Consider the following 21,637-nt stretch of genomic DNA (forward strand, 5'->3'; position numbering starts at 1 on the left):
CGTGAATTTGTAGTGGTGCAGTTTAAAACAGAACTCTTAAAAATCAATAGCTTGCGTTTTTAACTGTCGAACTCTGGAGGCAAAAGCATAGGCGCTGGCTGCCGTGACCGGCATCGAGATAAACAGCAACATGGCCACCACTCTGGTGGCATACAAGCCCGCCAGCACACATTTGACACGCCATATCCCGGCGGATCGGCTGCAGACGTAGGTTCCGAAGATATTCGCCAGTGCGACCAAGGCCAGGGCCGTACCCGCCTGCTTCAGACTCAGCCCGTGCGCCAGCAAATAGGCAGGCAAGTGCGTCGCAATGAAGCCCAGTTGAAAACCACAGGCGAAGAACCCCAGATTCAACCACCAGAAGCCTCGGCGGCGCAGGGCGTCGCGGATCGAGACCCCCGCCGGGCGGTGCTGGGGATACGCCGGCTGTCTCCTGCCCGGACACACAGCGGCACAATCAGCGGCAGGCTCGCCAGCATCAGCAAGCCCAGGATGATCGCGGTGCCTTGCCAACCCACCCCGACCAGCAGGGACTGAACCAGCGGCACCAGAACGAACTGTCCCAGCCCGCCGATTGCGCCGGCGACAGCCAACGCCCAACTGCGCTGATGTGATTCGAAAATCCGAGACAATGCGCCATAGACCGTGCCGAAAGCCGTACCCGACAAGGCCATGCCGATCAGCACCCCATTGCCAAGCGTGAAACCGACGGGCCCCGAAGCCTGCGCCATCAGGTACAGGCCCAGGCCATAGGCCAAGATGCCGGCCAACAGCACGCGGCGGGCTCCGTAGCGGTCGGCCACCCAGCCTGTCAGGGGTTGCGTCAATCCCCAGACGAGATTCTGCAAGGCCAACGACAGTCCGAACGTTTCCAGGGGCCAGCCATTACCGGACGTCACCGGCTGCATGAACAGCCCCTGTGTATGCCGTATCCCCAGCGACAGGCCCATGAGGGTACCACCGGAAATGACAATCATCCAGCGGGAGGCGAAGAACGGATCAGTATTGATTTTCATGGCAAGGCGCCGGGGGTTGTCATCAACGGAACCATCCTCACCGATCTCGCGTGTGCATCAAATACACAATCACGCCGGATTTTTCCGATACACGCCGGGTGATCCAGCAATTGAATCCCCAAAAAATCCCGGATCTGTATCTTTTCTCCATGCCGGATCGGCCTTACAGTGACAACAGGTTCGCTGGCTCGCCATCGCGCACAGGGCTTGATCAGCGGGCGCACCGGGTCGCCCCAAACGCACGGGCTGGGCGCACCGCACGAAGACAATCCCATGAGTCGCTATCTCAACCTCGCCAATACCCTGAGCCGCCGCATCGAACAGGGCCTCTACGAGGCCGGGGGCCGGCTGCCTCCGGTTCGCAGCCTCAGCACCGAGCACGGGGTCAGCTTGACGACCGTCCAGCAGGCCTATCGCTGGCTGGAAGCGGCTGGCCTGGCTGAAGCGCGGCCCCGGTCGGGCTGGTACGTTTCGGCAAGGCGGCCGACGCCTGCACTGCCGACCATGGGCGAACCCGCGCTGCGTCCGATCGACGTGTCTGACTGGGGACAGGTACAGGATCTGCTGGATCTGGAACGCGAAGGGAAAACGATACAACTGGGCCGAGGCATGCCGGACGTCGAGAGCCCCTCCCTGCGTCCCCTGCAGGCGGCGCTCGCCCGGGAAGGCCGGCATGCCGGCATCGCCAGCCTGCATTACAACGACATGCAGGGAGTACCCGCCCTGCGCGAACAACTGTCCCGTCTGGCCGTGGACGCAGGCTATCAGGCATCCCCTGACACGCTGATTGTCACGACCGGCTGCCAGGAAGCGTTGTCGTGCGCCATACGGATCCTGTGCGTGCCCGGTGATATCGTGGCCATCGCATCCCCCAACTATCACGGCACGATGCAGATCCTGAAGGAGGCCGGTGTCCAAGCCTTCGAAATCCCCTCGGATCCCGTTCAGGGCATCAGTCTGGAGGCGCTCGAACTCGCCCTGGACCGTTGGCCCATCAAGGCCATTCTGGTGATCCCGAACGCCAGCAATCCACTCGGCTACACGATGCCCGAACATCGCAAACGGGGCCTGATTCGCCTGGCCCAACGCTTCGATGTCCCCATCATCGAGGACGACATTTATGGTGATCTGGTCTATGGCTGGCCCCGGCCCCATGCCTTGAAGGCATTCGACGAGGACGGCCGGGTCTTGCTGTGCAGTTCATTTTCCAAGACCCTGGCCCCCGGACTGCGGGTGGGCTGGATCGCTCCGGGACGCTACTTCGACAAAGCGCTGCGCATGAAATACACCAGCTCGGGGCCGACCGCACCGCTGCCGCAAATCGCCGTTGCCGAGTTCCTGCGCAAGGGACATTACCCCGTTCATCTGCGTCGGATGCGGCGACAGTACCAGCGCCAACGAGATGTCATGACCGAATGGGTACAACGCCATTTCCCCGAAGGCACCCGCATCAGCCATCCGCAAGGCGGTTTCACCCTGTGGATCGAATTGCCGGAATCGTTCGACACGCATGCGCTCGATCCCATGCTGCGGGAAAACGGCATCGTCATCGCGCACGGCAATATTTTCTCGGCCGCCGGCAAATACCGGAACTGCATGCGGCTGAGCCACGCCTCGGTCTTCACGCCCCGCACCGAATGGGCGGTGCACAAGATCGGCCAAGCTGTCGGCAAAATGCTCAACACCCACCCCTGAAACACGATATGCCCGACACCATCCGCATCCCCGCTGCCGACGCCTATCCGCTAGGCGGCTTCCAATGGCGCCACGCACCGGCCACCGACGCCCCGCCCCCGGTCGCGCTCATCAACCCCGCCACTTCAGTGCGCTGCCGATATTACATGCGCTTTGCCGAATATCTGCATGCGCACGGCTGGGATGTCGTGACCTACGACTACCGTGGCATCGGCGAATCCCGTCGGGGCGCTTTGCGCCGCTTTCAGGCCGACTGGATCGACTGGGGCACACAAGACTTCGAGGGGGTGCTGCAACACACCAACCGCGCCTTTCCCGGCCAGGCCATCGACGTGGTCGGGCACTCCGTCGGCGGCTTCGTCATCGGCTTGGCGCCTTCAGCGCACCGCATACGCCGGATATTCACCATGGGCGCCCAGTTCGCCTACTGGCGAGACTACCAGGCTGACAAACGGCGCGGCATGTTCCTGAAATGGCACGTTCTGATGCCGCTCATCGCACAGCTGCTGGGCCACGTGCCGGCCAAGCGGCTGGGCTGGATGGAAGACACGCCCAAGGGCGTGGCGCTGGATTGGGCCCGCATGAGCGCGCGTTTCGAGGATTCCGTCCGCCGGGGCATTCTGACGGCTGACGGCCTGCCGCAGGCAATCGAGCTGGCCCGCAATTTCCAGACCATCAGTGCGCCGATCCTCGCGCTGGGCACCGAGGACGACCCCTACGGCACCGAGGCAGCGCTGGATCGCCTGCTGCGCTACTACAGCGCCAGCCCGCGCAGCCACCTGCGACTCGCCCCGCAGGACATCGGCCTGGACACCATCGGCCATTTCGCGTTCTTCCACGAACGCTTCCGCGGCATCCTGTGGCCCTACGCGCTGGAATGGCTGCGACATGCCGCGCTGCCGACAGGCGCCGCCGGACGGTTGAAGATCATGCCGCCCGGTTACTGAATCAATCGTCCGCCCATGGACAGGAGCCCACATGAACCTGCATCACACATTCCAGACAATGGCACGCTACAACCGTTGGATGAACGAAAAGCTCTACGACACCTGCGCCCGCCTGAGCGACGAGGAACTCAAACTCGACATGAAAGCCTTTTTCGGCAGCATTCATGGCACACTGAACCATATTCTGCTCGCCGACCGAGTCTGGCTGGCGCGGCTTGCGGGGGTGCCCTGCGCGATCCGCTCACTCGACCAGGTGCTGTACACGGAATTCATCCCGCTGGCCCAGGCACGCAAGACAACGGACAATGACCTCGACCGCATGATGGCCGGCCTGTCCCGGGAAGCCATGGACGAGCGCATCACATACCGGCCCATCTCCCAAGGAAAAGCATCCAGCGCAACACGCGGCTTCATCCTGCTGCATCTGTTCAATCACCAGACCCACCATCGCGGACAGGTGACCTCGTTGATCTCGCAACTGGGACATGATGTCGGCGTGACTGATCTGATCGCCCTGCCGCAGGCCGCCGCCTTCGACTGACCCAACGTCCCGCTTCCAAGACGACCCGCTTCCAAGGAAACCCACCCATGAACCATCGACTCCCGGACGGCAGCGACCCAGGCACGCTGCTCATTACCGGCGCCGGCCGCGGCATCGGCGCGGCGACTGCGCTGGCTGCCGCGCGCCTGGGCCGCGACATCGTCCTGAACTATGCCCGCGACGAACAGTCGGCCCGTGCCGTGGCGGAATCTATCCGCGCCATCGGCCGCAAGGCCACCATCATCCAGGCCGACGTCGGCCGCGGCGAGGATATCCGGCGGATGTTCGACACCATCGAGCACGAGATCGGACCGCTCCACGGCCTGATCAACAATGCGGGCATCACCGGGCCGATCGGGCCGTTCACGGATACGGCCCAGGCCACCATCGAGCACGTGTTCCAGGTCAACGTGCTGGGCGCCATGCAATGCGCACGCGAGGCGCTGTCGAATTTCAGGCGCCATGGCACGCAGGGTGTGATCATCAATGTCTCGTCCATCGCGGCCCGCACGGGCAGCCCCGGAGAATACGTGCACTACGCGGCCAGCAAAGCCGCACTGGATGCCTTCACCCTGGGGCTGGCCAAGGAAGTGGCCGCCGAAGGCATTCGGGTCTGCGGACTGGCGCCGGGCAGCACACTGACGGATATCCACGCAGCCGCAGGCGAACCGGCCCGGCCCGCTCGCATCGCCCCCGGGATTCCATTGGGCCGCCTGGCGCAGCCCGCCGAAATCGCGGAAGCCATCGCCTGGCTGGCCTCGCCGGCGGCTTCCTACGTCACGGGCACAACGCTGGTCTGCGCCGGGGGGCTTTGACGTCAACCCCCGGTTCGGGCCCGTGTCGCAGCAGATCGAAACCCAGGGGCATTCGGCAGCGGGCCATCGCACTAAAATGTAACGTTGCCGGCCACCCCTTGAAATCCAAAAATTCATCCCTATAATTAGCACTCGATGGGGTTGAGTGCTAACAACCGGCCCCCGCCTTTTTCAAACTTCATACATAACAGGAGTTCCTCCATGGCACTGCGTCCTTTGCACGATCGCGTGATCGTCAAGCGTCTGGACAACGAGCGCACCACGGCGTCCGGCATCGTCATCCCCGAAAGCGCGGCTGAAAAGCCCGATCAGGGTGAAGTCCTGGCCGTTGGCCCCGGCAAGAAAACCGAAGACGGCAAGATCGTCGCGGTTGACGTCAAGGTCGGCGACAAGGTTCTGTTTGGCAAATACGCCGGCCAGTCCGTCAAGGTCGACGGCGAAGAAGTGCTGGTCATCCGCGAGGAAGAAATCCTCGCCGTGGTCGAATAAGCATCCGCGCTCAAGGCCCGAAACCGGCCCTTTTGCCTCCCGGCCTTGTCCGCAAGGCCGAATTGTCCTGAATCATCCCAAGGAATTTCAACATGGCTGCAAAGCAAGTTTACTTCGGTGACGACGCCCGTTCGCGCATCGTCCGTGGTGTCAACATCCTGGCCAACGCCGTCAAGACCACCATGGGCCCCAAGGGCCGCAACGTGGTGCTGGATCGCTCGTTCGGCGCCCCCACCGTGACCAAGGACGGTGTGTCCGTGGCCAAGGAAATCGAACTGAAAGACAAGTTCGAGAACATCGGCGCCCAACTGGTCAAGGAAGTCGCTTCCAAGACCTCCGACAACGCCGGTGACGGCACCACCACCGCCACCGTGCTGGCTCAGTCCATCGTCGAAGAAGGCCTGAAATACGTGGCCGCCGGCATCAGCCCGATGGATCTCAAGCGCGGTATCGACAAGGCCGTGGTCGTGGCCGTGGACGAGCTGCACAAGCTGTCCAAGCCCTGCACCACCAGCAAGGCCATCGCCCAGGTCGGTTCCATTTCGGCCAACAGCGACGCCTCTGTCGGTGAAATCATCGCCAACGCCATGGACAAGGTCGGCAAGGAAGGCGTCATCACCGTCGAAGACGGCAAGTCGCTGGAAAACGAACTGGACGTCGTCGAAGGCATGCAGTTCGACCGTGGCTATCTGTCGCCCTACTTCATCAACAACCCGGACAAGCAAGTTTCCGTCCTGGACGATCCGTACATCCTGATCTTCGACAAGAAAATCAGCAACATCCGCGATCTGCTGCCGGTGCTGGAACAAGTCGCCAAGTCCAGCCGTCCGCTGCTGATCGTGGCCGAAGACGTCGAAGGCGAAGCCCTGGCCACCCTGGTCGTCAACAACATCCGCGGCATCCTGAAGACCACCGCCGTCAAGGCCCCGGGCTTTGGCGACCGCCGCAAGGCCATGCTGGAAGACATCGCCATCCTGACGGGCGGCACGGTGATCTCCGAAGAAACCGGCCTGTCGCTGGAAAAGGCCACGCTGGAGCTGCTGGGCCAAGCCAAGCGCATCGAAGTCGCCAAGGAAAACACCACCATCATCGACGGGGCCGGCCAAGCCGTCAACATCGAAGCGCGCGTCAAGCAGATCCGCGCCCAGATCGAGGAAGCCACGTCCGACTACGACCGTGAAAAACTGCAAGAGCGCGTGGCCAAGCTGGCCGGCGGCGTTGCCGTGATTCGCGTCGGTGCCGCCACCGAAGTCGAAATGAAGGAAAAGAAAGCCCGTGTCGAAGACGCCCTGCACGCCACGCGTGCCGCCGTCGAAGAAGGCATCGTCCCGGGCGGCGGTGTCGCGCTGATCCGCGCCAAGGCCGCCGTGGCCCAGGTCAAGGGCGACAACGCCGACCAGGACGCCGGCATCAAGCTGGTTCTGCGCGCCATCGAAGCCCCGCTGCGCACCATTGTCTCCAACGCCGGCGACGAAGCCAGCGTGATCGTCAACGCGGTTGAACAAGGCGAAGGCAACTACGGCTACAACGCCGCCACCGGCGAATACGGCGATCTGGTCGACCAAGGCGTGATCGACCCGACCAAGGTCACCCGCACGGCGCTGCAAAACGCCGCTTCCGTGGCCAGCCTGCTGCTGACGACCGAAGCCGCCGTGGCCGAAATCGTGGAAGACAAGCCCGCGGCCCCGATGCCCGACATGGGCGGCATGGGTGGGATGGGCGGCTTCTAAGCCTCCCCGCCCGGGCTGGTGTACGACGCATCAGCCCCCCCGGCACCCCGAAAACCCCGCTCGCTTCTTGGCGAGCGGGGTTTTTTGCTTTGGGCCGCCCCAAGGCAAAGAAAGGGCGGGATGAGGTTCACTGATGGTAAAATTGACTTATCCTCACGCTTGTCGCAACCCTTGAGAAAGCGCACCCTTTCGACAGTTGCCAAGATTGCCGCGACATTGCATATATCTGTCGGTCTGCTTTTCGTTTTGGCGGCCGATCAGGATGAACTATGAGACACTGCCGAGCAGGTCGCCGATCAGTTGATGCAGTCTGCGCTGGCATCTCTGAGAGCCTCGGACAACATGACAGCGCAAGTGGGAGGCCGTTATGGCTAATGCCGAACAACTCAAGGCGTTGGTGAAATCCCACATCGAACGGGACGACCGGCATTTTTATTCCGTTGCCATGCAGGTCGCAGCCCGTGAAGCCAAGGTGGGCCACGGCAAGCTCGCTCAAGAACTGCGCGACATGATCGACGCAGCCAAGTCCCGTGTGTCGCCCGCCGATGCGACGGGCAATCTCGTGCCTCTGGCGCGCCCCCGCGGCGAGCTGGCAAACCTGCTGACGGTAACCTATCCGCAAAATCGGCTGGTGGACATGGTGCTCGATACGGATGTGGCCGAGCAGCTTGGCCGCATCCTGAAGGAGCAAAAGCATCATTCGCGCATCCGCGAGCATGGCCTGTCACCACGACGCAAACTGCTGCTGGTTGGGCCACCCGGCACGGGCAAGACGATGACGGCCTCCGTGCTGGCGGGCGAGCTTGGCATTCCCTTGTTCTCCGTGAGGCTCGATGCGCTCATCACCAAGTTCATGGGTGAAACGGCCGCCAAATTGCGTCAGATATTCGACGCCATCAGTGAGGTTCGCGGCGTTTACTTTTTCGACGAATTCGATGCCATTGGCTCGCAGCGAGGATTCGCCAACGATGTGGGCGAGATTCGGCGAGTGCTCAATAGTTTCCTGCAAATGATCGAAAGCGACCAGTCTCACAGCCTGATCCTTGCTGCGACCAACCATGTCGAGATACTCGACTACGCGCTTTTCCGTCGATTCGACGACGTGATCGAGTACCGGCTGCCGAGCGGGCCTCAAGCCGCCAAGCTGCTGCAGGCGCGACTCGGGAAATTTGCTCCCAAGCCCTTCCCTCTGAAAACTTTCACCGCAAAGGCGGAGGGGTTAAGCTACGCGGAAATCAGGCGCGCCGTGGACGAGTCCATCAAGGAGGCGGTGATGCATGACGAGGATCGCGTGACGTCTGATGCGCTCGCGCGGGCCTTCGAGGAACGCCGGAAATTCAGCATCAGAATGAACGATAAGAAGGCTGTGCAGAACTATGCCGGATCAACCGCAAGCTAAACGTCCACACCTCATTCTTCGAGACACATCACGAGCAGTTGAATTCACGGCGAAGTCGTCGCCCGTGAAGCAGAAGGACATTCCAGTTCAACCCAGGCAGCAGCATGCAGCCTATCTTCAAGGGCAGATCGAGGACTTGAAGCCCGCAGCGGCCAAGGCTGTGCGCGTCCAGCAGGAGCTGCAACTGGAAAGCGGGCTGGGCCTGCAAATCCAATTCACCAGCCAGCCAGATGTGGCGCTGGCATTTATGAGCCTGGCGAACGCGACCAAGAAAATAGAACTCCTGAGCGTCCGCGAAGAAGGCAACCGCACGCTCGCCAACGTCTTCGTCCCGGATGGAGGGCTCGCGCACTTCGAGCAATATGTCGCGGACTATCTGGCGGAGAAGAAAGGCAACAAGAATCAGGCGCTCGACCATCGGAAGCTGCTCGACGCCATCGAATCCATCCGAGTGGCAGAGATCAGGGCGTTGTGGACCGATGCGCCCGAACTGTTGCCGGCTGATCCCGCCACGGCTTTCTGGTGGGAAGTGTGGCTGCCGGTTCGAGGTGCGGGGCAGCGGCAAGCCGTGGTGGAGGATTTCAAGAAACTTGCTCGCCTGGCAGATTGTGCGGTCAGCGACCAGCAGGTCAGCTTCCCCGAACGCACGGTGCTGTTGATGTATGGCTCGCAACAGCAACTCTCGCGCTCGGTGATGACCTTGAACTGCGTGGCCGAGCTTCGCTATGCCAAAGAGACCGCCGAGTTCTTCGATGGCATGGCGGTGGCGGAACAGCGCCAATGGGCGGACGATCTGCTGCGGCGTGCGCGATTGCAGCCCGCAGGCGATGCCCCCCGGGTCTGCCTGCTGGATTCGGGCGTGACTCGCGCGCATCCACTGCTGGAGCCCTTGATGGACGCGGCGGATCTGCACACCGTCGAGCCGGTATGGGGCGTGGATGACCAAGCGGATCACGGCACGGGACTGGCCGGTCTGGCAGCTTACGGCGACTTCACCGATGCCCTGTCTTCTACGGACGCGATCAGCGTCCCGCATCGGCTAGAGTCGGTCAAGCTGGTGCCTGCGGAAGGCGCCAACGAAGGCGATGCGCGGCACCACGCCTACTTGTTCGCGGAGGGCGTCGCTCGCCCCGAAATCTCTGCGCCAGCGCGCGCCCGCGTGTTCACTTCTGCCGTGACGGCTTCGGACTATCGGGATCGGGGCCGGCCTTCGTCATGGTCGGCCGCCGTTGATGGCCTCGCGGCGGATGCAGATGGCGCCGGCGAGAACCCGCGTCTGTTCGTGCTCTCCGCTGGCAACAATCGTGACGCCAATGCATGGGCCACTTATCCCGACTGCTTGGCCACTAACCTTGTGCATGATCCAGGGCAGGCATGGAATGCCATCACCGTAGGCGCGTACACCAGCAAGATCGACACGCAGGGACATCCATCCCTGAACCCCATTGCCGAAGCGGGTGGACTCAGCCCGTTCACCACCACGACACAGACCTGGGATCGCGCGTGGCCGCTCAAGCCTGATGTGGTGCTGGAAGGCGGCAACGCGGCTAAGGATGATCATGGCGCATCGTGGATGACCAGCTTGAGCCTGCTGACCGCCCACAATCAGCCGCAGGCGCGCTTGTTCACCACCAGCAATGCCACCAGCGCCGCTTCCGCGCTATGTGCCGGCATGGCGGCACGGATCATGGCTGCCTATCCGCATCTTCGTGCGGAAACGGTGCGCGCATTGCTCGTTCATTCGGCACAATGGAGCGATGCCATGCGTGCGATGTTTTTGCCGGCTGCTCCGAACAAGGATCACTTCGTCAACCTGATCCGTCACTGCGGCTGGGGTACGCCGGATCTGAACCGCGCACTGTGGAGCGCGGGTGATTCCTTAACGCTGGTGGTTGAAGATTTGGTGCATCCATATACGAAGGTTCAGGGCAAAGGGGTCGTCACCCGCGATATGAACCTGCATTCCTTGCCGTGGCCGAAGGACGAGTTGGAGGCATTGCAGGACACGCCTGTGGAGATGCGTGTCACGCTGTCGTATTTCGTCGAGCCCAATCCTTCGGCACGGGGCGTCGCGTCGAGGTATCACTACCCTTCGCACCGTTTGCGCTTCGATGTGCAGCGCGCGCTGGATGCGTCTACCGAGCGCTTCATTGCACGGCTGAACGCCGCCGCACTGCGTGAAGACGAGGCTGATGGCGATCCGGTCAATCCTTCCGATCCGAACTGGCTGCTGGGTGGCCAGAGGCGGCATCGTGGCTCATTGCATCAGGATGTCTGGAAAGGCACAGCCGCTGAACTGGCCAGCCGTGGATTTATCGCGGTCTACCCTTCTGCCGGTTGGTGGCGGACACGGCCGGCACTGAAACGCTATGCCTTGCCAGCACGATACAGCCTCGTGGTTTCGATCCAGACACCACAGACGGACGTGGACATCTATGCTGCCGTGGCTCAGAAGATCCCCGTGGCCAACGTGATTGCCGTCGAGACATAAGGCGCGCCCCGTCGGGCTGCCCCAAGGCAAGATTGTTTACAATGCCCCCAACTTCCCGGACGGCGTTCGCCATGACTCGGACTTCCCCCTATAAAAGCACGGGTGGCTTGATCCGTGTCTTTCGCGCCTTTGGCTATTCCCTGCAGGGGCTGGCGGCCGCCTGGCGGCACGAAGCCGCCTTTCGCCAAGAGACACTCCTGACGGCCGTCCTGCTGCCGCTGGGCCTGTGGCTGGGCGAAACACCCGGCGAAAAACTGTTGCTGGCGGGCATGCTGGTGGGGGTCTTGATCGTCGAGCTGATCAATTCGGCCATCGAGGCCCTGGCCGATGCCATCAGCACAGAACACCATCCCCTGCTGGGGCGCGCCAAGGACATCGGCAGCGCCGCCGTGCTGCTCATGCTGCTGCTGGCGGGGGCGGCCTGGGCCTGCGTGCTGATCCCGCGCTGGGTCTGACGGCAACACCGCCAACCTGGACAGCTCGTCCGTCATCCCAGCGCGGGGGCCGCCGGACGCGGAGGATGGCGGCCCGGGCCGCATCGCGGTCTACAATCATGGCGAATTCTTCCGCTTAACCTTCTACAGTGTGCGCCATGAACTTCATCGACAAGCTCAACCACGCCTGGGTCAGCCAGGATTCTTTGCTGATGGTGGGGCTGGACCCCGACCCGCGCCGGTTTCCGGCCGAACTGGCGGGCCGCCCCGACGCCGTGCTGGAATTCTGCCGCAGGATCGTGGACGCCACCGCGCCCTTTGCCTGTGGCTTCAAGCCGCAGATCGCCTACTTCGCCGCGCAGCAGGCAGAGGATCAATTGCTGGATCTGTGCCGCTACATCCGCCAGCAGCATCCCACCCTGCCGATCGTGCTGGATGCCAAGCGCGGCGACATCGGCAGCACGGCCGAACAATACGCCCGCGAAGCCTTCGAGCGCTACCAGGCCGATGCCGTGACCGTCAACCCCTATATGGGGCGGGACTCGGTGCAACCCTATATCGACTATGGAGACCGGGGCGTCATCATCCTGTGCCGCACCTCAAACCGGGGCGGCGCCGATTTGCAGGACATGCGCCTGGCCAACGGCACGCCGCTGTATCTGCATGTGGCCGACCAGGTCGCCCGCGTGTGGGACACCACCGGCCAATGCGCCCTGGTGGTGGGCGCGACCTTCCCGGAAGAAATCGCCCAGGTGCGCCGCCGAGTGGGCGACATGCCCTTGCTGATCCCGGGCATCGGCGTGCAGGGCGGCGACATCCAGGCCACGGTGCAGGCGGGCCGCACCGCAGATGGCCGGGGGATGATGATCAATTCATCACGCGCCATCCTGTATGCCAGCCCCCAGGAAGACTGGGCCGGGGCGGCCGCCAAAACCGCGCGCGCCACCCGCGGCGCCATCCGCCAGGCCCTGATGGCCCCCTGACCCGAGGCGGCCTTAATGCCGCCTCGATCTAAGGCTTTCCCGGATAAGTGCGAAATAAGAACACGCTTATTACAAAGATTCAGTAGAATCTTTGCACTATGCCCCAGATTACTGCCAGTATGCCGCCATGGCTGCGGCGAACAGGCCCGTTCCTGTCGCTCGCCGCATTGGCGTTTTTGCTGATCTACACCAGCCTGATATTCCGTCCCCTGTTGGGCGACATCGGTTTTTGGCCGGCCAATGCACTATTGGCTGGCGCGTTGCTGCGGGTCACTTCCATACGCCACCGCTACTTATGGCCCGTCATCCTGCTGGGGGCCTTCGGCGGATACGGCTACTGGTACGGCAGCTGGGACACCGCGCTGCTGAACACGATCATCAATCTGTCCGGGGTCTGGCTGGCCACGATGCTGCTGCACCGGGTCTGGCCCCTGGACACCCTGCGCAAGCCCATGGCCATCGTGCATATCCTGCTGGCGGGCTTGGCGGCGGCCAGCTGCACGGCCTTCATCGGGCTGCTCGGATACCAAACCGCCACACTCCTGCCTCTGGACACGCCCCTGCGGCCCGCCATCGGGGTGCTTTTCCAACAATGGTTGGGCTACAGCGCGGTGCTGCCCGTCTGCCTGCTCTGGGCGCCGGCGCGGCGCGGCCCCGACCGCCGCCGCTCCTGGACCCGCGCCTTGCACCAACTGATGGCCAGCAGCCGCCAGTGGCCGCTGCTTGTGCTGCTGGCGGCCGTGGGCTTGGCCGCCTTGCTCGGCGGGCCGGGCACGGCGGCCTTTCCCATTCCCGCCCTGCTGATCTGCGCCTATGCCTATCAGCAGCAGACCTGTGCCTGGCTCACCCTGGTCACCGCGCTGATCCTGATGATCAGCCATGCCCAGGGCTGGTCGATCATCTCCCAGGATATTCCGTCGGTCTGGACGCAGGTGTCGCTGCAGATGGGCCTGCAGCTGATGGTGGCCACCCCCCTGGTCGTTTCCAGTTCGCTCATGGCCCGCAACGATCTGGTTCAATCCCTGAACCAGGCGCTGGATCACGATGAACTGACCGGCGCCATGTCGCGCCAGGCCTTCATGCGGGGGGCGACCGAATACCTGCAGCAGTCGCCCGCCGCGTTCTATGGCAACTGCGTGATGATGCTGGATATCGACCACTTCAAGCAGCTGAACGACAACCACGGCCACGCGGCCGGCGACAGCGTGCTGCACGAATTCGCGCGGGTCATCCAGGGGGCCATTCGCCCGCAAGACCTGTTCGGCCGCCTGGGCGGCGAAGAATTCGGCGTTTTCCTGCCCAACACCACTTTGCACGACAGCCTGGAAATCGGCGAACGGCTGCGCAAGGCCGTGGAAAAAATCCGTCTGTACTACGACAGCGACGAACCGCTGCGGGTGACCGTCAGCATCGGCACTATGCACGACGGCCAAAAGCCCCACGCCACCCTGTCGGAACTGCTGTCGCTGGCGGATCAGGCCATGTACCAGGCCAAACACCAGGGCCGCAACCAGGTCAAGGCGCTATCCAGCGGCCAGCTGCGCGAACTCAGCCCCCTGCCGCTGACCTGACGGCCGCTTAACGCCGCAGGGCGTCCAGGCCGGCCTGCAGGGCAAAACGCACGGCCGCCTGACGCACCGCATCGCGGTCGCCATCAAACACCCGGGTCAAGGCACGGGTGCTGATGCCTTCCCCCGCCCGATGCGCGATCCCGAAGCACACCATGCCCACGGGCTTGCCCGGCGTGGCCCCGCCCGGGCCGGCGATCCCCGTGGTCGCCAGGCCCAGCCGGGCCGCCGGCGTGGCGGCCAGCACGCCCGCCGCCATCTCCATGGCGGTTTCTTCGCTGACGGCGCCATGGCGATCCAGGGTATCCGGCAAAACCTGCAGTTGCTGGATCTTGGCGGCATTGCTGTACGTGACAAAGCCGCGCTCGAACCACAGGCTGGAACCGGGGCAGGCGGTCATCGCCCCCGCCAGCAGCCCTCCGGTGCAGGATTCGGCCGTGGCGCACAGCCAGCCGGCTTCCCGCAGGGCGGCGCCCAATTCGCCTGCCAAAGCGCGTGTTTCCCGGTCGATCATGTGGTGTTCCTCCTGCGGTCGAGTGTGCGGCGCGCGCGAATCAGCGCGCTTGCCCCATGGCCTGATGCGTGGCGGCTTGACCTGATCCGCATGACGCCTGAGCGCCCCGGCCTCATGGCCACAGGCCCAGGCGCATCAACAGCACCCCGGCCAGCACAGCATAGAATGCGGCGAAAAGGTCATCCACCATGACGCCAAAACCGTTTTTGCAGCGGCGATCCAGCACGCTGACCGGGGGCGGCTTCAGGATATCGAAGACGCGAAACAGCACCACCCCCAGCAACTGCGACCAGAAACCGTCGGGCAACAGCCAGAGAACCAGCCAGATGGCGACGATTTCATCCCAATTGATGCCGCCGTAGTCGGCCACGCCCAGGTCTTGGCCGCAACGCTGCGCCGCCCAGCAGCCCAGCCCGAAAGACAGCAGCAGCACAGCCGCCACCCAGCCGTCTGCCAGCCCCTGCAGGAGCACAACCCACAGCAGCCACCCCGCCAGCGTCCCCCAGGTGCCCGGCGCCGGATGGATCAGGCCGGAGCCGAAACCGAAAGCCAGGATGCGTTCGGGGCGGGCGAAAACCCAGCGCGCCGTGGGACGCGGGATGGCGGAGCGGGGATCGGAGCCGGACGACATGGGATTTACGTCTGCGAGATGGAAAAGTGATCGAAGCCGCGGCGAGGGACGGGGATTTCCCGGCCCAGGGCATCCAGGACGCGCAGCCCCGTGCCGCGCCGTATCGCGCCCACCCGGGTAATGGGCAGCTTCAGCTGGCGCGACAGCGTCGTGATCTGTTCGCGCCGGCGCGGATGCGCCGTGAAGCAGAGTTCGTAGACATCCCCGCCCGCCAGCACCGCATCGCGCCGGACGGTGTCGTCCAGGCCGGCCAGCGCGGCATGGGCGGGCAGGGTATCCAGCCACAGATCGGCGGCGCACTGGCTGGCATCCAGCACATGGCCCAAGTCTTGCAGCAGGCCATCGGAGATGTCGATGGCGGCATGCGCCACACCGGCCAGATAGCGGCCCAGGCGCAGGCGCGGCGTGGGGGTTTCCAGGGCGGAACGGCACAGGGCCAGGCGGTCGGGGTCGGGCGGCAGGCTGCCCTGCATCAGCCGCAAGGCGATATCGGCCGCCCCCAGCACGCCGGATACCCAGAGGTCGTCGCCCTGGCGGGCCGCATCGCGGCGCAGCGCCTGGTGGCGGCGGACTTCGCCCATGACGGTAATGCAAAGCACGACTTGCCGCGCCCCGCCGGTGGTGTCCCCGCCCACCAGCGGGCACTGGGCGTCGCGCGACAAGGCATGGAAACCATCGGCAAACGCCTGCAGCCAGGCATTATCCAGGCGCGGCAAAGACAGCGCCAAAGTGCACGCCAGCGGCCGCGCGCCCATGGCGGCCAGATCGGACAGGTTGACGGCCAGCGCTTTGTGGCCCAGCCGGCGCGGGTCGCCATCCGCAAAGAAGTGGCGGCCTTCGACCAGCATATCGGTGCTGACCGCCAGATCGCAGCCCTGGGCGGGGGACAACAGGGCGCAATCGTCGCCGATCCCCAGCATGCCGCTGGGGGCCGGACGCTTGAAGTAGCGGGCAATAAGATCGAATTCGCCTTGTGGCTGCATAACGAGCCTTGGGGGCGCTACGCACGCCCGGCCGATTGGATTTCGGGAGCGCGCACCTGGGCGGCCAGTTTGTCCAGCACCCCATTGACGAAGCGATAGCCGTCGGTGCCGCCGAAGGACTTGGCGAGTTCGACGGATTCGTTGATGGCCACGCGGTAGGGGACTTCGAGGTGCTGGACGAGTTCGAAGGTGCCCAGCAGCAGGATGGCGTGTTCGATGGGCGAGAGTTCGGCCAGGGGGCGGTCGATGTAGGGCACGAACTGCGCGCGCAAGGCATCCGCCTGGCGGGTAGCCCCCTGCAGCAGGGTCAGATACCACTGGGCATCGGCCTGGGGGAAGTCTTCGGCATCGCGCACATGGGCGTCGATCTCGCCCAATTCGGCGAGATCGGCGCCCCCGCGCAGCAGCCAGGCATACACCCCCTGCAAGGCGAATTCGCGGGCCATGCGCCGAGCGCTGCGGGCGCCATTGCGCCCGTTGCGCGGTTTGGGGTCAGTCATCGACGTCCTCTGCGAAGTCGTCGTCGTCATCCTCATCGTCGTCATCGTCGTCGGATTCGGGTTCGAGCGCGGCGACGAGATTAGCCATTTCGACGGCCGCGCGGGCGCAATCGCGGCCCTTGTCGGCAGCACGCGACCGGGCTTGCTCGTCGGTGTCGGCGGTGAGCACGCCATTGGCCACGGGGATGCCGGTTTCCAGCGCAATGCGGCTGATGGCGGCGGCGGATTCGTTGCTGACGATTTCGAAGTGATAGGTTTCGCCGCGAATCACGGCGCCCAGGGCGATCAGGGCGTCGAATTCGAAGGTTTCGGCCATCTGGGCCAAAGCCACGCCGAGTTCGAGCGCGCCGGGCACCGAGGCGACCATGACATCGCGTTCGTCCACGCCCAGGGCGGCGAGTTCATCGAGGCAAGTCTGGAGTTCGGCCTCGCCGATTTCGGCGTTGAAGCGGGCACGCACAATGCCGATGTGCAGGCCTTCGCCGTTCATGTCGGGAGTCATCACATAAGGGTTCATGGTCGTGATTCCGGTTAGGTTGAGGCGTTATCGGCGCCCGGTTCGTTATGGTAACCCGTAATGGTCAGGGCGAACCCCGCCATGCTGGGCATTTTGCGCGGCCGGGCCAGCAAACGCGCCTGGCCCACGCCGAGATCGCGCAGGATCTGCGCGCCGATCCCGAAGGTGCGCAAACCATGGCGTTCGCCGTCCGGGACGGCGGGCGCGGCGGACACAGCGCCCGTGCTGCGCGCCCAGGCATCGAATTGGGCGAACAACAGGTCGGCCTGCCCATGGCAGTTCAGCAAAACCACCACCCCGCTGGGAGCGGCGGCAATGGTGCGCAATGCCTGGGGAATCGTCCAGCTGTGTTGGGTGGCGCACTCGCACAGCAAATCCAGCACGTTGGTGGGCTCGTGCACGCGCACCAGGGTTTCCTGGTCGGGCTGGATCTGCCCATGCACCAGCGCCAGGTGGGGGGCGTCGGACGCCCGGTCGCGGTAGGCGACGGCGGTGAATTCGCCCCAGGGGGTGGTGACCTGGCGTTCGACCAGGCGCTCGACCATGGTTTCGTGTTCGCTGCGGTATTGGATGAGGTCGGCGATCGTGCCGATTTTCAGGCCGTGTTCCTGGGCAAACGCCATCAGATCGGGCAAACGGGCCATCGTGCCGTCGGGCTTCAGGATTTCGCAGATGACCGCCGCCGGAGTCAGCCCGGCCATGGCGGTCAGGTCGCAGCCGGCCTCGGTGTGGCCGGCGCGCACCAGCACCCCGCCCGGTACGGCCCGCACGGGGAAAATATGCCCCGGCTGAACCAGATCGGACGAGCGCGCATCGCGGGCCACGGCGGCCTGGATGGTGCGGGCGCGGTCGGCGGCGGAAATCCCGGTGCCCACGCCTTCGGCGGCCTCGATGGAGACCGTGAAATTGGTGCCATAGCGGGTGCCGTTCTGGTTGGCCATCAACGGCAGCTGCAATTGCGCGCAGCGATCCTGGGTGAGCGTCAGGCAGACCAGGCCGCGCGCGTGGGTGACCATGAAGTTGATGGCGTCGGGGGTGACGAAATCCGCCGCCATGACCAGATCGCCTTCGTTTTCGCGGTCTTCTTCATCCACCAGAATGACCATGTGGCCGGCGCGCAGTTCGGCCACGATTTCCTGCACTGAAGAAATCGCAAAGCCGGACGCCGCGTCGGCCGGGGCCTGGGTATCGGTATTCATTGATCCTGTTCCTGTAAGAAGGGAGCGGTTTCCCCGCCCGCCCCACCCGTCCCGCCCGCACGCGGCGGCGGGGCGGGCAGGCTGCGGAAGCAGCCGCCCGATTGCATTATTTTAGCGATTCGCCACGCGAACCCAACAAGGCTTCGGCAAACTCGGCGGCCACGAAAGGCTGCAGGTCTTGCATGCCCTCGCCCACGCCGATCCAATACACCGGCACGGGCCGCACCCCCTGGCTGCCCGCCGCCACCGCCGCCAGCGTGCCGCCCCGCGCCGTGCCATCCAGCTTGGTGACGACCAGCCCCGTCAGCCCCAGGGCGGCATCGAAGGCGCGGATCTGGGCCAGCGCATTCTGCCCGGTATTGCCATCGACCACCAGAAGGATTTCGTGCGGCGCGCCGGGATCGGCCTTGCCGATCACGCGCTTGATTTTTTTCAGTTCTTCCATCAGGTGCAGTTGGGTGGGCAGACGGCCGGCCGTGTCCACCAGCACCACATCCGCCGCCCGCGCCCGGCCGGCGTTGACGGCATCAAAGGCCACGGCGGCGGGATCGCCGCCTTCCTGGGCGATGACGGTCACCCCATTGCGCGTCCCCCAGGCAACCAGCTGTTCGCGCGCGGCGGCGCGGAACGTATCGCCCGCCGCCAGCAGCACGCTGGCCTGCCGGGCCTGCAAGGCATGCGCCAGCTTGCCGATGGACGTGGTTTTGCCCGCGCCATTGACCCCGGCGATCATCACCACCATGGGGGCGGCTTCACCCACCACGAACGGTTTTTCCAGAACCTTCAGGTGATCGGCCAGAATATCCCGCAGGGCTTCGCGCACCGCATCTGGCTGATCCAGACGCTGCTTGCGCACTTGCGCGCGCAATTGGGCCAGCAGCTTTTCCGTGGCCTCGACCCCGGCATCGGCCATGATCAGGGCGGTTTCCAGTTCTTCGAACAGGGTTTCATCGACCTGGACGCCGACAAACAGGCTGCCCAGGCTTTGGCCCGTGCGCGACAGCCCGCGGCGCAGCCGCCCCAGCCAGGACAGGGATTCAGCCGCCGGGGCGGGCGCGGCATCCAGCCGCGCCAGGGGGTCGGCCGCCACGTTGGGCGCGCCGTCCGACCAGGGATCGGGCGGCTGCACCGCCGATGCGGCGGCGTCTTCGCCGGGCGGGCCGCCGACGGGCCGATCGCCGGCCGGCGGGCCGTCGCCGGACAAGGCGGTATCCAGCGGGCCGGTATCCGACGAGCCGGCGGACGGCCCCGCCGCCGCATCCAGCGGCGCGGCGGCAGCGGATGACGAGGCGGGCGGCGGCGCGGGGGACACCGGCGCGGCGGCGACCGCTGGGCCGGGACTGTCCGCCTGCAAGCCGGTCGCCAGGGCTTCTGGCAGTTCGGTCGGCGCGACCGGGGCGATTTCCGGTGTTTCCAGCGCTTCTGGGGGCGTCTGCGGGGCAGGCGGGGATTTTTTGCGTTTAAAAAAACTGAACATAGGCTTTACACTGGAGAGTCCGGCGGACGCCCGACGCCGTATTTTTCAACCACGGGCCGCGCATGAAACAACATCAGATTCGTATTGTAGGCGGTGACTACCGACGCACGCCCATTCGCGTGCCCGACGGGGCCCATTTGCGCCCCACACCGGATCGGGTGCGCGAAACCCTGTTCAATTGGCTGGCGCATCTGTGGGGCGGGGATTTCGCCTCGAAACAAGTGCTGGATCTGTTCGCCGGCAGCGGGGCGCTGGGCTTTGAAGCGGCTTCCCGGGGCGTGGCCCTGGCCCAGTTGGTCGAAAAAGCCCCCGCCGCCCTGGCGGGACTGCGGGCGGTGCAGCAACGGCTGCGGGCCCCCGCCATCCGCATCCATGCGGGCGATGCGCTGGCCTATCTGCGCGCCCTGCCCGCCCCCGGCTTCGACCTGTTGATGCTGGATCCGCCCTTCGGCGGCGACTGGCCCGCCCGCCTGCGCCCCCTCCTGGGCCAGGCGCTGCGCCCGGGCGGCCTGCTGTACCTGGAAGCCGAAACCCGGGCCGCCGCCGATTGGCCCCCCGACTGGACGGTGCTGCGCCAGGGCCGCGCCGGGCAGGTGCATTACGCGCTGTTGCAATTTGCTGCAACGCAGAAAAATCGTAATAATGGCCGTTTATCGCCTGCCGATGATCCTCATCATCCTTCGGAGCTCGCATGATTACCGCTGTTTATCCTGGCACGTTCGACCCCCTGACCCGCGGGCACGAAGACCTCGTGCGGCGCGCCGCCAGCCTGTTCGACCATGTGGTGGTGGGGGTGGCCGTCAGCCAGAACAAAAAACCGTTTTTCAGCATCCAGGAGCGCCTGGAGATCGCCGAGGAAGTCCTGGGGCACTACCCCAATGTGCGGGTGCGCAGCTTCGGCGGGCTGCTGAAGGATTTCGTGCGCGAGCAAGACGCCCGCGTGATCGTGCGCGGCCTGCGGGCGGTTTCCGACTTTGAATACGAATTCCAGATGGCGGGGATGAACCGCCACCTGCTGCCCGAGGTCGAAACCCTGTTCATGACGCCGTCGGATCAATACCAGTTCATTTCGGGCACCATCGTGCGCGAAATCGCCATCCTGGGCGGCGACGTCAGCAAGTTCGTGTTTCCGTCGGTAGAACGCTGGCTGCATTCCAAGGCCAAGGCCCTGCGCGAACAGCAGGCCGGCGGCTGACTGCCGCCTCGGCGAAACTCCCAGGCCGCATGTCCCGGCGCGCCGGCGCAGCGCCCCGCCGTCAGCGCCGGGCGGCGCCCGGCCACTGCACGGCAGGGGCTTCGGGGTGCACCTTCAGCAGGCGGCAGGGCTGCCCCAGCCACTGGGTGAACCAGGCGGCGGCCAGGTCGCCTTCGTCCACGGCCCGCACGGCCTGGCCATCCACCAGGGCCTGGCATTCGACGCTGGCGTCGTCTTCGATGACATCCAGGGGGATGTCCAGGCGCAACATGCCGGGGGCGCGCACCACCAGATAGCCGAAGCGCAGGCTGAGATCCAGTTCGGCCAGACCGGGCGCACGATCCGCGTCCAGCCAGGCATTGCCCGGATCCACCAACAGCCAGCGGCCATCGTATGCCCGGGCGCGGTCGTCGTCGGCTACGGGGCGGGCCCCGGCGATGGGCTGTGCGGTCTGTGTCATCCGTGCGTTCCTTTGCAAAAGGGAATTGATAAAAAATCAGCGGCAACGACCGC

23 protein-coding genes are annotated in these 21,637 nt (G+C 64.7%); 13 read left to right on the forward strand and 10 right to left on the reverse strand.

All coding sequences use genetic code 11. The features are described 5' to 3' along the window. Positions 1-36: 36 nt before the first annotated feature. Together ACMHYJ_RS13155 and ACMHYJ_RS13160 are read right to left on the reverse strand one after the other, a co-directional pair. Positions 37-354 carry a hypothetical protein gene (locus tag ACMHYJ_RS13155; RefSeq protein WP_414246634.1) on the reverse strand — a complete coding sequence of 106 codons (318 nt, stop codon included), beginning with the start codon at positions 352-354 and terminating at the stop codon, positions 37-39. Beyond that, a complete protein-coding gene (locus ACMHYJ_RS13160; protein WP_414246635.1) occupies positions 351-1,016 on the reverse strand; it encodes an MFS transporter in 666 nt (221 codons plus the stop codon). Before ACMHYJ_RS13160 ends, ACMHYJ_RS13155 begins: the two co-directional genes overlap by 4 nt. A gap of 273 nt (positions 1,017-1,289) precedes the next feature. On the opposite strand from ACMHYJ_RS13160, the gene ACMHYJ_RS13165 reads away from it, so the two are divergent. The 11 genes from ACMHYJ_RS13165 (at position 1,290) to ACMHYJ_RS13215 (ending at position 14,111) form a co-directional block, all read left to right on the forward strand. Further along, positions 1,290-2,711, forward strand: a complete 1,422-nt coding sequence (locus ACMHYJ_RS13165; RefSeq protein WP_414246636.1) for a PLP-dependent aminotransferase family protein — start codon at positions 1,290-1,292, stop codon at positions 2,709-2,711. An 8-nt stretch (positions 2,712-2,719) separates the two neighbouring features. Beyond that, positions 2,720-3,658 (forward strand): alpha/beta fold hydrolase, encoded by a 939-nt coding sequence (locus ACMHYJ_RS13170; protein ID WP_414246637.1) that lies wholly within the window; start codon positions 2,720-2,722, stop codon positions 3,656-3,658. 31 nt (positions 3,659-3,689) lie between these two features. Continuing rightward, complete coding sequence (locus ACMHYJ_RS13175) at positions 3,690-4,199, forward strand: DinB family protein (RefSeq protein ID WP_414246638.1); 510 nt, start codon at positions 3,690-3,692, stop codon at positions 4,197-4,199. 47 nt (positions 4,200-4,246) lie between these two features. Then, positions 4,247-5,014, forward strand: a complete 768-nt coding sequence (locus ACMHYJ_RS13180) for an SDR family NAD(P)-dependent oxidoreductase (protein ID WP_414246639.1) — start codon at positions 4,247-4,249, stop codon at positions 5,012-5,014. A gap of 201 nt (positions 5,015-5,215) precedes the next feature. Further along, on the forward strand, positions 5,216-5,503 hold the full coding sequence (locus ACMHYJ_RS13185; RefSeq protein ID WP_414246640.1) for a co-chaperone GroES: 288 nt from the start codon (positions 5,216-5,218) through the stop codon (positions 5,501-5,503). A 92-nt stretch (positions 5,504-5,595) separates the two neighbouring features. Beyond that, positions 5,596-7,233, forward strand: coding sequence for a chaperonin GroEL (groL, locus tag ACMHYJ_RS13190; protein WP_414246641.1), 1,638 nt, complete (start codon positions 5,596-5,598; stop codon positions 7,231-7,233). 367 nt (positions 7,234-7,600) lie between these two features. After that, positions 7,601-8,632: an AAA family ATPase gene (locus ACMHYJ_RS13195; protein WP_414246643.1), complete on the forward strand. Its 1,032-nt coding sequence runs from the start codon at positions 7,601-7,603 to the stop codon at positions 8,630-8,632. 64 nt (positions 8,633-8,696) lie between these two features. Then, the gene (locus ACMHYJ_RS13200) at positions 8,697-11,123 is read left to right on the forward strand and encodes a S8 family peptidase (RefSeq protein WP_414246644.1); all 2,427 of its coding nucleotides are present in this window, start codon (positions 8,697-8,699) and stop codon (positions 11,121-11,123) included. A 71-nt stretch (positions 11,124-11,194) separates the two neighbouring features. Then, positions 11,195-11,578, forward strand: a complete 384-nt coding sequence (locus ACMHYJ_RS13205; RefSeq protein WP_414246645.1) for a diacylglycerol kinase — start codon at positions 11,195-11,197, stop codon at positions 11,576-11,578. 137 nt (positions 11,579-11,715) lie between these two features. After that, positions 11,716-12,540 (forward strand): orotidine-5'-phosphate decarboxylase, encoded by an 825-nt coding sequence (pyrF, locus tag ACMHYJ_RS13210; RefSeq protein WP_414246646.1) that lies wholly within the window; start codon positions 11,716-11,718, stop codon positions 12,538-12,540. A gap of 98 nt (positions 12,541-12,638) precedes the next feature. Beyond that, complete coding sequence (locus ACMHYJ_RS13215; protein ID WP_414246647.1) at positions 12,639-14,111, forward strand: diguanylate cyclase; 1,473 nt, start codon at positions 12,639-12,641, stop codon at positions 14,109-14,111. A 7-nt stretch (positions 14,112-14,118) separates the two neighbouring features. Here ACMHYJ_RS13215 and ACMHYJ_RS13220 read toward each other — a convergent pair whose 3' ends face one another. The 7 genes from ACMHYJ_RS13220 to ftsY all read right to left on the reverse strand — a co-directional run bounded on the left by ACMHYJ_RS13220 (position 14,119) and on the right by ftsY (position 19,929). Further along, the gene (locus ACMHYJ_RS13220; protein WP_414246648.1) at positions 14,119-14,622 is read right to left on the reverse strand and encodes a CinA family protein; all 504 of its coding nucleotides are present in this window, start codon (positions 14,620-14,622) and stop codon (positions 14,119-14,121) included. 112 nt (positions 14,623-14,734) lie between these two features. Next, positions 14,735-15,253: a phosphatidylglycerophosphatase A gene (locus ACMHYJ_RS13225; protein WP_414246649.1), complete on the reverse strand. Its 519-nt coding sequence runs from the start codon at positions 15,251-15,253 to the stop codon at positions 14,735-14,737. Between the two features lie 5 nt (positions 15,254-15,258). Next, a complete protein-coding gene (gene thiL, locus ACMHYJ_RS13230; RefSeq protein WP_414246650.1) occupies positions 15,259-16,236 on the reverse strand; it encodes a thiamine-phosphate kinase in 978 nt (325 codons plus the stop codon). 17 nt (positions 16,237-16,253) lie between these two features. After that, on the reverse strand, positions 16,254-16,736 hold the full coding sequence (gene nusB / locus ACMHYJ_RS13235; RefSeq protein WP_414246651.1) for a transcription antitermination factor NusB: 483 nt from the start codon (positions 16,734-16,736) through the stop codon (positions 16,254-16,256). Next, positions 16,729-17,253 carry a 6,7-dimethyl-8-ribityllumazine synthase gene (gene ribH, locus ACMHYJ_RS13240; RefSeq protein WP_414246652.1) on the reverse strand — a complete coding sequence of 175 codons (525 nt, stop codon included), beginning with the start codon at positions 17,251-17,253 and terminating at the stop codon, positions 16,729-16,731. The genes nusB and ribH overlap by 8 nt, the downstream gene beginning before the upstream one ends. A 14-nt stretch (positions 17,254-17,267) precedes the next feature. Beyond that, a complete protein-coding gene (gene ribBA, locus ACMHYJ_RS13245; RefSeq protein ID WP_414246653.1) occupies positions 17,268-18,452 on the reverse strand; it encodes a bifunctional 3,4-dihydroxy-2-butanone-4-phosphate synthase/GTP cyclohydrolase II in 1,185 nt (394 codons plus the stop codon). Between the two features lie 106 nt (positions 18,453-18,558). Beyond that, a complete protein-coding gene (gene ftsY / locus ACMHYJ_RS13250; RefSeq protein WP_414246654.1) occupies positions 18,559-19,929 on the reverse strand; it encodes a signal recognition particle-docking protein FtsY in 1,371 nt (456 codons plus the stop codon). 62 nt (positions 19,930-19,991) lie between these two features. Between ftsY and ACMHYJ_RS13255 the strand changes: the two genes are divergently transcribed. Beyond that, entirely contained in the window at positions 19,992-20,624 is a 633-nt protein-coding gene (locus ACMHYJ_RS13255) for an RsmD family RNA methyltransferase (RefSeq protein WP_414246655.1), read from the forward strand. Next, positions 20,621-21,124, forward strand: a complete 504-nt coding sequence (gene coaD / locus ACMHYJ_RS13260) for a pantetheine-phosphate adenylyltransferase (protein ID WP_414246656.1) — start codon at positions 20,621-20,623, stop codon at positions 21,122-21,124. Before ACMHYJ_RS13255 ends, coaD begins: the two co-directional genes overlap by 4 nt. A gap of 61 nt (positions 21,125-21,185) precedes the next feature. Here the strand turns inward: coaD and ACMHYJ_RS13265 are convergent, their stop codons facing one another. Then, the gene (locus ACMHYJ_RS13265) at positions 21,186-21,584 is read right to left on the reverse strand and encodes an MOSC N-terminal beta barrel domain-containing protein (protein ID WP_414246657.1); all 399 of its coding nucleotides are present in this window, start codon (positions 21,582-21,584) and stop codon (positions 21,186-21,188) included. Between the last annotated feature and the right edge of the window lie 53 nt (positions 21,585-21,637).

It is taken from the genome of Castellaniella hirudinis, assembly GCF_047468865.1.
Taxonomy (GTDB): Bacteria; Pseudomonadota; Gammaproteobacteria; order Burkholderiales; family Burkholderiaceae_B; genus Castellaniella; species Castellaniella hirudinis_A.

Bases quoted from the DNA above. Each gene is read 5' to 3' on its own strand.
- ACMHYJ_RS13160 (WP_414246635.1), bottom strand. From the start codon at position 1,016: ATGAAAATCAATACTGATCCGTTCTTCGCCTCCCGCTGGATGATTGTC.
- ACMHYJ_RS13165 (WP_414246636.1), top strand. From the start codon at position 1,290: ATGAGTCGCTATCTCAACCTCGCCAATACCCTGAGCCGCCGCATCGAA.
- ACMHYJ_RS13170 (WP_414246637.1), top strand. From the start codon at position 2,720: ATGCCCGACACCATCCGCATCCCCGCTGCCGACGCCTATCCGCTAGGC.
- ACMHYJ_RS13175 (WP_414246638.1), top strand. From the start codon at position 3,690: ATGAACCTGCATCACACATTCCAGACAATGGCACGCTACAACCGTTGG.
- ACMHYJ_RS13180 (WP_414246639.1), top strand. From the start codon at position 4,247: ATGAACCATCGACTCCCGGACGGCAGCGACCCAGGCACGCTGCTCATT.
- ACMHYJ_RS13185 (WP_414246640.1), top strand. From the start codon at position 5,216: ATGGCACTGCGTCCTTTGCACGATCGCGTGATCGTCAAGCGTCTGGAC.
- groL (WP_414246641.1), top strand. From the start codon at position 5,596: ATGGCTGCAAAGCAAGTTTACTTCGGTGACGACGCCCGTTCGCGCATC.
- ACMHYJ_RS13195 (WP_414246643.1), top strand. From the start codon at position 7,601: ATGGCTAATGCCGAACAACTCAAGGCGTTGGTGAAATCCCACATCGAA.
- ACMHYJ_RS13205 (WP_414246645.1), top strand. From the start codon at position 11,195: ATGACTCGGACTTCCCCCTATAAAAGCACGGGTGGCTTGATCCGTGTC.
- pyrF (WP_414246646.1), top strand. From the start codon at position 11,716: ATGAACTTCATCGACAAGCTCAACCACGCCTGGGTCAGCCAGGATTCT.
- ACMHYJ_RS13215 (WP_414246647.1), top strand. From the start codon at position 12,639: ATGCCCCAGATTACTGCCAGTATGCCGCCATGGCTGCGGCGAACAGGC.
- ACMHYJ_RS13220 (WP_414246648.1), bottom strand. From the start codon at position 14,622: ATGATCGACCGGGAAACACGCGCTTTGGCAGGCGAATTGGGCGCCGCC.
- ACMHYJ_RS13225 (WP_414246649.1), bottom strand. From the start codon at position 15,253: ATGTCGTCCGGCTCCGATCCCCGCTCCGCCATCCCGCGTCCCACGGCG.
- thiL (WP_414246650.1), bottom strand. From the start codon at position 16,236: ATGCAGCCACAAGGCGAATTCGATCTTATTGCCCGCTACTTCAAGCGT.
- nusB (WP_414246651.1), bottom strand. From the start codon at position 16,736: ATGACTGACCCCAAACCGCGCAACGGGCGCAATGGCGCCCGCAGCGCT.
- ribH (WP_414246652.1), bottom strand. From the start codon at position 17,253: ATGAACCCTTATGTGATGACTCCCGACATGAACGGCGAAGGCCTGCAC.
- ribBA (WP_414246653.1), bottom strand. From the start codon at position 18,452: ATGAATACCGATACCCAGGCCCCGGCCGACGCGGCGTCCGGCTTTGCG.
- ftsY (WP_414246654.1), bottom strand. From the start codon at position 19,929: ATGTTCAGTTTTTTTAAACGCAAAAAATCCCCGCCTGCCCCGCAGACG.
- ACMHYJ_RS13255 (WP_414246655.1), top strand. From the start codon at position 19,992: ATGAAACAACATCAGATTCGTATTGTAGGCGGTGACTACCGACGCACG.
- coaD (WP_414246656.1), top strand. From the start codon at position 20,621: ATGATTACCGCTGTTTATCCTGGCACGTTCGACCCCCTGACCCGCGGG.
- ACMHYJ_RS13265 (WP_414246657.1), bottom strand. From the start codon at position 21,584: ATGACACAGACCGCACAGCCCATCGCCGGGGCCCGCCCCGTAGCCGAC.